Source organism: Spirulina sp. CCY15215, from assembly GCF_016888125.1.
GTDB lineage: Bacteria > Cyanobacteriota > Cyanobacteriia > Cyanobacteriales > Spirulinaceae > CCY15215.
The window spans coordinates 18,760-27,939 of record NZ_JACSWA010000397.1 but is presented as its reverse complement, the minus strand read 5'-3'; the positions used below and the strand labels follow the sequence as shown (position 1 = coordinate 27,939).

The window sequence follows — 9,180 nt, the reverse complement described above, 5'->3', positions numbered from 1 at the left end:
ACAAATATTGCCAGACAATTCACAAAAAAGATGGTTACGTCTATTCAATGTAAAGCCGTCCTATAAGGACGGGGTTTCTACCCAATTTTTCTGATGAAGGAAAAGAAGACAAAACAATACAAAAAGACTATAGTAGTTTTGGTTAGATGCAAAATTTTGCCATGAGAAAGTTTTGCATTGATACTGTAAATTAATACTTTACAATACTGTAAATTAATGCCATGTCTGAACAACCCCGCACCCGTCAAGAACTCTACGACCTGATCCGCAGCAAGGGAAGCAAACCCGCATTTGTTATCGAGGAAATGATTCGGTTAGGGTTTTGGCCGGCAGAAGGGACACTTCCTGACGATCCTGCTGACGAAATTCGCCGCGAGGGAGAACTTTTGCGGGAATTGTCAGAATTGCGCCGAGAAAGCAGTCGTTTGCATAGCGAGAAACAACTGCGGAAAGAGGCACTCAAACAGCGTTTGCAGGAGTCTCGACGCAAACAACAGGAAATAAAAGAACGACGGGAACAAGAGAGACGCGATCGCACTGAAGCATGGCAAAAAAGAAAAGAACGAGAGATTATTTATTTAGGAGAGGGAGTTTCAGGGGGACTTAATCACCAAGATGGCAATATTGAACGGTTGCAAAGTTACGGTTTGCCTATCTTAAATGATGCGGAACAAATTGCCGTTGCGATGGGAATTTCTGTCGGAGAATTGCGCTTCCTCGCCTTTGATCGCAAAACTGCCACTTTATCCCATTATATTCGCTTCAAAATACCTAAAAAAACGGGAGGAGAACGGTTAATTTCTGCACCAATGCCGAGGTTAAAAAAGGTACAGCATTGGCTTTTACACGAGATTTTAGACAAAGTAGAAGTTCACGAAGCTGTACACGGATTTCGCGGCGATCGCTCCATTTTAACCAATGCAGTTCCTCATATTGGTGCAGATGTTGTCATTAATTTTGATTTAAAAGATTTTTTCCCCACTATTTCTTATAAGCGTGTCAAAGGCTTATTTCGCGCTTTGGGATATTCGGAAGCAGTCGGAACAATTTTAGCTTTATTATCTACAGAAGCAGATGTAGAAGAAGTCGAATTAGATGGAAAAACCTATTTTGTTGCATTAGGCGATCGCCATCTTCCTCAAGGTTCTCCTGCTTCTCCAGCCTTGAGTAATATTATTTGTCGTCGTTTGGACAAACGCTTAAGTGGAATGGCGGCAAATTTGGGATTTACTTATACTCGCTATGCCGATGATTTAACTTTTTCTGCTTCTGGGGAAAATTTACGCTATATTTGCAATCTTTTGCGCCGTACCGAGTCTATTATAGAGCATGAAGGGTTTGCAATCAATGCAGAAAAAACCCGCATTCTTCGCCGCAAATCGAGTCAATTAGAAGTAACAGGAATTGTAGTTAATGAATATCCTAATATTGACCGCAAAACCATGAAGCGTTTTCGCGCTACTTTATATCAAATCGAACAAGAAGGCATTCAAGGAAAGCAATGGGGACAATCGAATAATATTATGCTTTCTGTACAGGGATTTGCCAATTTTGTCAAGATGGTTAATCCCCAAAAAGGGCAAGTATTTTTAGAACAAATCGATCGCATTCGAGAAAAATGGCGTTTGGGGGAATCTAAAGCGCGATCGGTTTCACCTCCTCCAATATCGCCGCCAATTATTGAACAAGAAATATCCCAAGAAATTCTTTTGGATAGCATTATTTTAGAGTGCTATAAACAAGGAAGCAAGCTAAAAGTTAGAGTTATTTCGGAGGGATATAATCCAACTTGGAATGTACAAATTCCGCGCAATTTAATGGAAGAGGGTGCAAGATATCGCGTTACAGAAATTAGCGAATCTGCAGTAGGAGGATTTTATCGTATTGCTGGAACTATTGAGAAATTATCCCCATCATAGAAATAATATATGAGATGATTGATTATTTAGGCGATCGCGGGCAATATCTGCTATAATGAAAGCAAGCAAAAATGAATTTCTTCCTGAGAAAATTCCTGAATATTTGCCAAAATAATACTTTTCATATCTTGAATTTCTCTGGTCAATTAATCATTCCAATAGGTCAGGTAATATGTCATCAAAATCATCTCAAAACCCCGCCAGCGATAATCCCAATAAGCAACCAGAAAGCAAATCAACTCTGGATGAGATTCGTGCAACAAGATTAGAGAAAGTCGAACAGTTAAAACAAGAAGGATTGAATCCTTTTGCTTATAAATGGGAACTCACCCATCACGCAGCAGAATTACAAGAAACTTATGCTGATTTAGCTGCGGGAGAAGAAGTAGATATTACCGTTTCTATTGCAGGAAGAATTACTGCACGTCGTGTCTTTGGAAAATTAGCATTTTTTAACTTGCAAGATGAAAGCGGAACGATTCAACTTTATTTGGATAAAAAGCAGATCCAAGCAAAAATGAGCGATCTGCCTAATGCCTTTAATATTCTCAAAAAATTAACTGATGTTGGCGATATTATCGGCGCAAAAGGAACAATTAAACGCACGGAAAAAGGGGAGCTTTCTGTTAAGGTCAACGAATTCGAGATGCTGACCAAATCTCTCCTTCCTTTACCTGATAAATGGCACGGTTTAACCGATACAGAAAAGCGCTATCGCCAGCGTTATGTAGACTTAATTGTTAATCCTCCTGTACGAGAAACTTTTCGCCGTCGTGCTAAAATAACTGCCGCTATTCGTCGTTATTTAGACGAACAAGGATTTATCGAATTTGAAACACCAACTCTGTTAGGAGAAGCGGGTGGTGCAGATGCTCGTCCTTTTATTACCTATCATAATGCTTTGCAGATGGAATTGTATCTGCGAATTGCTACTGAATTACATCTGAAACGATTAATTGTTGGGGGTTTTGAAAAAGTCTTTGAAATTGGTCGTATTTTCCGGAATGAAGGCATTTCTACCCGGCATAATCCCGAATTTACTGGACTTGAACTCTATCAAGCCTATGCAGATTATAATGATATCATGATATTGACTGAAAATATCGTTATTGCTGCGGCTAGTGAAGTTTTTGATACCTTAAAAGTATCTTATCAAAATACTGAAATTGACTTGAATCCACCTTGGCGACGGGTGACAATGACTCAATTAGTTTTTGATGCAACGGGATTAGATTTTGAGAATTTTCAATCTTTTACTGATGCAGAAGCCGCCGCAAAAGAAGCAGGTATTGAGATTTCAGATAATTGTAAGACAATTGGACAATTGCTCAATGAATGCTTTGAACAGAGAGTGGAAGAAACCTTAATTCAGCCAACATTTGTGTTAGATTATCCTAAAGAAATTTCTCCTCTCAGTAAGCCGCATCGTACTAAGCCAGGATTAGTGGAACGATTTGAATTGTTTATTGTTGGACGGGAAACAGCAAATAGTTTCTCAGAGTTAAACGATCCTATCGATCAACGAGAACGCTTAGAAATTCAAGCAGCAAAAAAAGCAGCAGGAGACTTAGAAGCGCAAGGAGTTGATGAAGATTTCTTAGCGGCTTTAGAGTACGGAATGCCCCCCACTGGAGGCTTAGGAATTGGCATCGATCGCCTGGTCATGTTACTCACAGATTCTCCCAGCATTCGCGATGTTATTGCCTTTCCTCTACTTAAGAATACCAGCGCAGTTATTCAATCTTTTGATTACGACTCGGAAAAAAAAATCCTGAAAGTTGAGTTTGTTAACGGCAGTATCTACAAATATAATGATGTACCAGAGGAAATTTATACAGAGATGAAAGCAACACCTTCTTTAGGGCAGTTTTTTAATTCTCGGGTGCGGGATAAATATGGCTTCGATCGCGAAAAATAACTTGAGTTTTTTTGGGGTGCAGTTTTTGCACCTTTCATCATTTTTCTATACTCATTCTGATCATTGATTATGATTCCTCGAGAATTAGAACGAGAAATTTTTGAACTTCGCGCTTGTAACTTCACACCCAGGCAAATTGCTCGTTATTTGGGAATGCGGGTTGGAGATGTCAAGGCAGCGATCGCCCTGCGAGGAGAACCTGCGATCGCAACCTTAAAAACACCCCAAGAACTTCCTCCAGTTGCCAAGTGTTGGGTTAATTTCAAGTGTGCGAAACATCTTTTAGATAATATTGGGCAAGATGAAGAAATATCGAGTTGTTTGGGCTTAATTGTAGTGGCTCGATTTCAAGATTACCATCGTTTACTTGTTTGTACTTATTTGATTGATTATCTCTGTTTAGGGTTAAAAGATACAATGGGAGTGAGAATAGTCGATAAAGATCGCTACGGTTATTTTTTGCATAATTCTTACCTTCCTTTCCCAGACGGTTATCAAGAAATTAGTTTAGAAGAAGCGCAGGCGATCGTTCTCGGTTCTATCTATTATGCTGCCCGTTTGGGATTTGATCCCCACCCAGATTTTGACATAACGCGAGATCATTTGGGACAGTGGGATACTATTATCCCGCTTCAATTTGGCCGCAAAGGTAAGCCTCTTTATATTAACGGACCCTACGATAATGCAAGAGAAATAATCAAAATTTTAGAGGAAAATATCGGTCGAGGAAATTTTGATTATATTCTGGGCATCGGTTAAAATATGTTAAAATATATTTATGATAATAAACTTTCTAAGTCTTTGCGAGTAGCTGGAATTTCAATAATGAAGGTCGTTCCTTGCTCGGGAGATGATTCGTAGTCTAGATTTCCCTTATGTTTGTCTACAATAATTTGATAGCTAATTGATAATCCTAATCCTCTCGCTGTGCCTACGGGTTTTGTAGTAAAAAATGGCTCGAATAAACGCGATCGCGCTTCTTCAGAAATACCAACTCCATTATCTTTAATAATAATTTGAATGCGAGAGTTAGCATCGCTTTCTTCACTTTCCTTCTTTTTAATTTCCAGCCAAATTGTCGGATCGGGTTGCTCTGGTGCTGCTTCTAAAGCATCAATTGCATTATTCAGTAAGTGTAAAAAAACTTGATTTAACTCTTTGGCAAAACAAATAATTTTAGGAATGTCGTGATAATTTTTAACAATATGAATTGGAGTCGCTTTTCTCGCTTCGAGATTATGTTGTTCGAGATCATATTGTTTGAGACGATGTTCTAAAACCTGTAATGTACTATCTAATTCTCGACTAATCTCCACCGTTTTGATATCTGCTTCATCAAGATGAGAAAAGATGCGTAATGCAAGGACAATAGAACGAATGCGATCTGCTCCAGTGTACATAGATTTCATCAAGTTTGTTAAATCAGATTTGATGAATTCAAAATCTTCCAGAGGATTTTCTGGATTATCAATAGCAGCAGGATATTGTTGTTGATAAAAAGAAATTGTCTCTAATAAGTTTTCAATATACTCATTGGCAGGAATTAAATTACTATAAATAAAACTAATCGGATTATTAATTTCATGGGCGACTCCCGCAACTAAACTGGCTAAACCTGACATTTTTTCTTGCTGTACCAGTTGAGATTGAGTTATTTTCAACTTTAGTAAAGTATCTTGCAATTCCTGATTGCGATCGCGCAGTTCTTCATTGAGTTTTCGTAACTGTAACTGATATTTAATTCGTGCTAAAACTTCTTCAAAAGCAAAAGGTTTGGTAATATAGTCAGTTCCTCCGACTTGAAAAGCCTTGACTTTATCGAGGGTTTCATTTAAAGCACTTATAAAAATAACGGGGATATTATGGTTCTTTTCCTCCATTCTCAATTTTTCACACACTTCATAGCCATTGATATCCGGCATATTAACATCGAGCAGAATTAAATCCGGAAGCATTGTTTGAATGGCAAGGAGTGCCATTTTACCATTAATCGCTTTACGGACACTGTAGCCTTGTTCTTGCAGCATATCCGAGAGCAAGCGAAGATTAACAGGAGTATCATCAACGATTAAAATATCAGCAGGAGCATTTTTTTGGGGATCGGCCATGGCTTTAAGGGGGACAATTCTTGGATTTCTATACTATTGATGAAAGGGCATAAAAAAGAATAAGTTTTATGAGTTTTCCCAATCTCCATCTAGTTGTTGGATTAATGCCATAATCAGATCGAATCGGAAACCCATCGCCATTGTTGTCAGATCCGAGGCAAGCATCACTTGTTCTGAGGGAATCTGTTCGATCAGTTGGCAAACGAGATCGTCACTGCCTTGGGCAGCCCCATGATATAAGTCTTTAATCCATTCTGGCGGCATCTGTGCGAGGGCATTGAGAGAAGATTGCGAATCATAGCTAAACTCTGAAGATTGGCGATCGCGGCTTTTGTTCTCTACCTCTGCATAACGGTAGACTACCCCTAAATGTTCGCTCATTTTCTGCAATAATTCCCCTTCTCGAAAAGGCTTGCGAACAAAATCGTCAAATCCCAGGGAGAGAACATTGTTTCGGGTTTCCTCAAAAGCACTGGCAGTCAGGGCAATAATAGGAACAGTTTGAAGTTGAGGATTTTCTCGCTCCTTTTGGCGAATTGCTAGTATGGCTTCGTAGCCATCCATTTCTGGCATTTGTAAATCCATCCAAATTAAGTCAGGTTGCCAAGATTCCCACAAGGCGATCGCTTCTCTGCCATTTTGGGCTTTCTCAACGGTAAAACCAAGACCCTCGAGCAAATCGACTAACAACAAACGATTGGCTGCATTATCTTCCACGACTAAAATGCGGTAGGTAGGTTGACCCGAAGCCAAGCAAATAATCTTTCCTTTTTTATTATCCTCTTCTGTCTCGATGGACTCCCATTCAACCGGGACGACTTGTATGATAAAGCTAAATTTAGAACCTTGACCCAGGCTACTTTCAACCTCTATGCAACCTCCCATTAATTCGACGAACTTCTGGCTGATGGGCAACCCCAAACCCGTTCCTTGTCGGGAGGCAATCCCTGTTTTGGTTTGCTCGAAGGCTTTAAATAATTTATCCTGCTCTTCAGGGGCAATTCCAGGTCCCGTATCTTCTACTGCAAAATGAAGCAGTTTAACCCCCCTCTGAGTCAGGGCGATCGCCGTCTGTTGCTTCATTAAAGAGACTCGTAAGGTCACAGAACCCGTTTGAGTAAACTTAATGGCATTACCCAACAAATTAATCAAAACTTGACGCAATTTGCTCTCATCAGCGCAAATATATCGCGGTAAATCTGCATCTCGTTGGAAATTCAGATCGATATTTTTAGAAGTGGCTTTCAGTGTTAGCATTTGCTGCAAATTATCGAGGAGAGAATACAAGTCGAAATCGCTTTCTTGCAGTATGGTGCGTCCCGCCTCGATTTTTGACATTTCCAGGATGTCATTAATCAGCGTCAGTAAATGTTCCCCCGAACGATTGATCGTATCAATGTATTGTTCGTGTTTTTCTGTTAAAGAGCGATCGCCACTCATCAATTGACTAAAGCCTAAAATTGCATTGAGGGGAGTCCGCAGTTCGTGGCTCATATTGGCCAGAAATTCGCTCTTGGCACGATTGGCAGTATCGGCGGTTTCTTTGGCTTCGGCGAGTTCTTTGGCTTGTCTTTGGGTTTGCTCGAATAATTCCGCTTGATGAACCGCAACTCCTAATTGATTGCCCGTCTCGGACAGAATTTTAACTTCTGCTTCTTGCCAATGACGGGGGGCAGAATTTTGGTAAGCGCATAATAACCCCCATAATTTTTTCTGAGCAAAGATCGGTACGATCAGATAAGAACGAGCTTGGATTTTGTGCAAAAGTTCTAGATAGCATTCGTTAAACCCAGCTACTTCGATGTCGGTAACGCGACTATAAGCAATCGTGCGATAAAATATGCCCCCTTGAGTCTCTTGCAGGTAAGTATCCTCCAGAAAAGGACTGTCGGTTTTTAACTGGCAGTTGTCGGCATCGGCGGTGTTTTGTAGGGTTGTCAAAAGTTCTTGAGATGGTGATAATAGTTGTTTCCAGCCTCGGGCAACGGATTCGGAAACGACTTCCCCACTCCAGTCTGGGGCAAAGCGATAAACGAGAAGGCGATCGCAGTTTAGGGCGAGGCGCAGTTCTTTCGTGGTGGTGTCAAATATTTCCCGCACATCTAGGGTTTGCCGCATTTTTTGCAGAACGTGGATGATGGTTTTTTCCCGTTCTGCAACTTGTTGTAAAGTGATGTTGACTGCCTCGAGGTCGGCGGTGCGTTCTGCCACTCGTGCTTCTAACTCGGCTTTAGTGCGGGCTAGGTCTTGGGTTGCTCGTTGGCGTAGCAATTCAGCCGAAGCCCTAGCAGCGAATACTTGTACAATTCCCTGGGTGCGATCGTCGGCAAAGAGGGGTTGGGAGTGAATAATGCACAAATTCCCGATCGCGTTTTGTTCTTCGTCGAGAAGGGGTACGCCTAAATAACTGACGGCGTTCATTTGTTGTAGCGATCGCGCTGCGGGAAATAATTCTTGTAAGTTATTGGGATAATAGTAGGGCTTGGCTTCTTCGATAACGGCTTGCCAAGGGGTTTCCCCTAGGGCGTACTCAAAATTATCCACCAATCTTTCTCCCATTTGAACGGCGAGGGTGTGTAATTGGCAATCGATAATCTCTGCGATCGCCACACAATGGACATTCAGTGCCGTCGCTAAATGATGGACCAGGGCGGGAAAGAATTTTTCTCCGGTAACGGCGGCGGTTCCGGTGACAATACTTCGTAAAATTTCTTCAGTGCTTTGGCGTTCGTGAATTTCTTGTTGCAGTTTTTGATTAATTTTTTCCAGTTCTTCTGGGGTTTTAAGTGCCAAAAATTGAGGCAGGAGAACCATCATTTGGGCGGCGGTGATACAAGAAACAAGGGCAGTAATGGCTTGTTCGACTCCGGATAGCCAATAGGCAGGATGCCACAATGTCCATATTTCTAAGAGATGTCCCGTGCCGCAAAGAATAATAAATGCACCAAAGAGCAGGAAAACCCCCATAAAAGGTACGTCACTACGTTTACTCACAAAGTAGACAAGCATCGCTGGAATCGAAAAATAGGCGATCGCAATAAATAAATCGCTCGTTACGTGCAGCCAAATCAGAGAAGTTTGCCACAAATAACAAGAACCGTGGGGCATATACTGACTGGGAGATAAAATATTCTCGACAAAATTCCACATTTGTTTTTATTTAGGTTTTTGGAGAAAAACTTTGATTATATTTGGGGAATCGGTTAAGATGGGAAACTGTTTAAGTTTAGCAAAT

4 protein-coding genes and 1 pseudogene are annotated in these 9,180 nt (G+C 40.8%); 3 read left to right on the top strand and 2 right to left on the bottom strand.

Going from position 1 to position 9,180, the window contains the following annotated elements:
- Positions 1–221: 221 nt before the first annotated feature.
- The 3 genes and pseudogenes from JUI58_RS11410 to JUI58_RS11400 all read left to right on the top strand — a co-directional run.
- Positions 222–1,625 (top strand): annotated as a pseudogene (locus JUI58_RS11410) (reverse transcriptase family protein); the annotation flags it as partial.
- Positions 1,626–2,091: 466 nt separating this feature from the next.
- Positions 2,092–3,837 (top strand): lysine--tRNA ligase, encoded by a 1,746-nt coding sequence (lysS, locus tag JUI58_RS11405; protein WP_204103910.1) that lies wholly within the window; start codon positions 2,092–2,094, stop codon positions 3,835–3,837.
- Positions 3,838–3,906: 69 nt separating this feature from the next.
- Positions 3,907–4,596 (top strand): hypothetical protein, encoded by a 690-nt coding sequence (locus tag JUI58_RS11400; protein ID WP_204103909.1) that lies wholly within the window; start codon positions 3,907–3,909, stop codon positions 4,594–4,596.
- A gap of 17 nt (positions 4,597–4,613) precedes the next feature.
- On the opposite strand, the gene JUI58_RS11395 is transcribed toward JUI58_RS11400, so the two are convergent.
- Positions 4,614–5,945 (bottom strand): response regulator, encoded by a 1,332-nt coding sequence (locus JUI58_RS11395; RefSeq protein ID WP_204103908.1) that lies wholly within the window; start codon positions 5,943–5,945, stop codon positions 4,614–4,616.
- Positions 5,946–6,011: 66 nt separating this feature from the next.
- Positions 6,012–9,095, bottom strand: a complete 3,084-nt coding sequence (locus tag JUI58_RS11390) for a GAF domain-containing protein (protein ID WP_204103907.1) — start codon at positions 9,093–9,095, stop codon at positions 6,012–6,014.
- Between the last annotated feature and the right edge of the window lie 85 nt (positions 9,096–9,180).

What these genes read in the sequence shown, in the direction of transcription:
- lysS (WP_204103910.1), top strand. Translation starts at nt 2,092, where the DNA reads ATGTCATCAAAATCATCTCAAAACCCCGCCAGCGATAATCCCAATAAG.
- JUI58_RS11400 (WP_204103909.1), top strand. Translation starts at nt 3,907, where the DNA reads ATGATTCCTCGAGAATTAGAACGAGAAATTTTTGAACTTCGCGCTTGT.
- JUI58_RS11395 (WP_204103908.1), bottom strand. Translation starts at nt 5,945, where the DNA reads ATGGCCGATCCCCAAAAAAATGCTCCTGCTGATATTTTAATCGTTGAT.
- JUI58_RS11390 (WP_204103907.1), bottom strand. Translation starts at nt 9,095, where the DNA reads ATGTGGAATTTTGTCGAGAATATTTTATCTCCCAGTCAGTATATGCCC.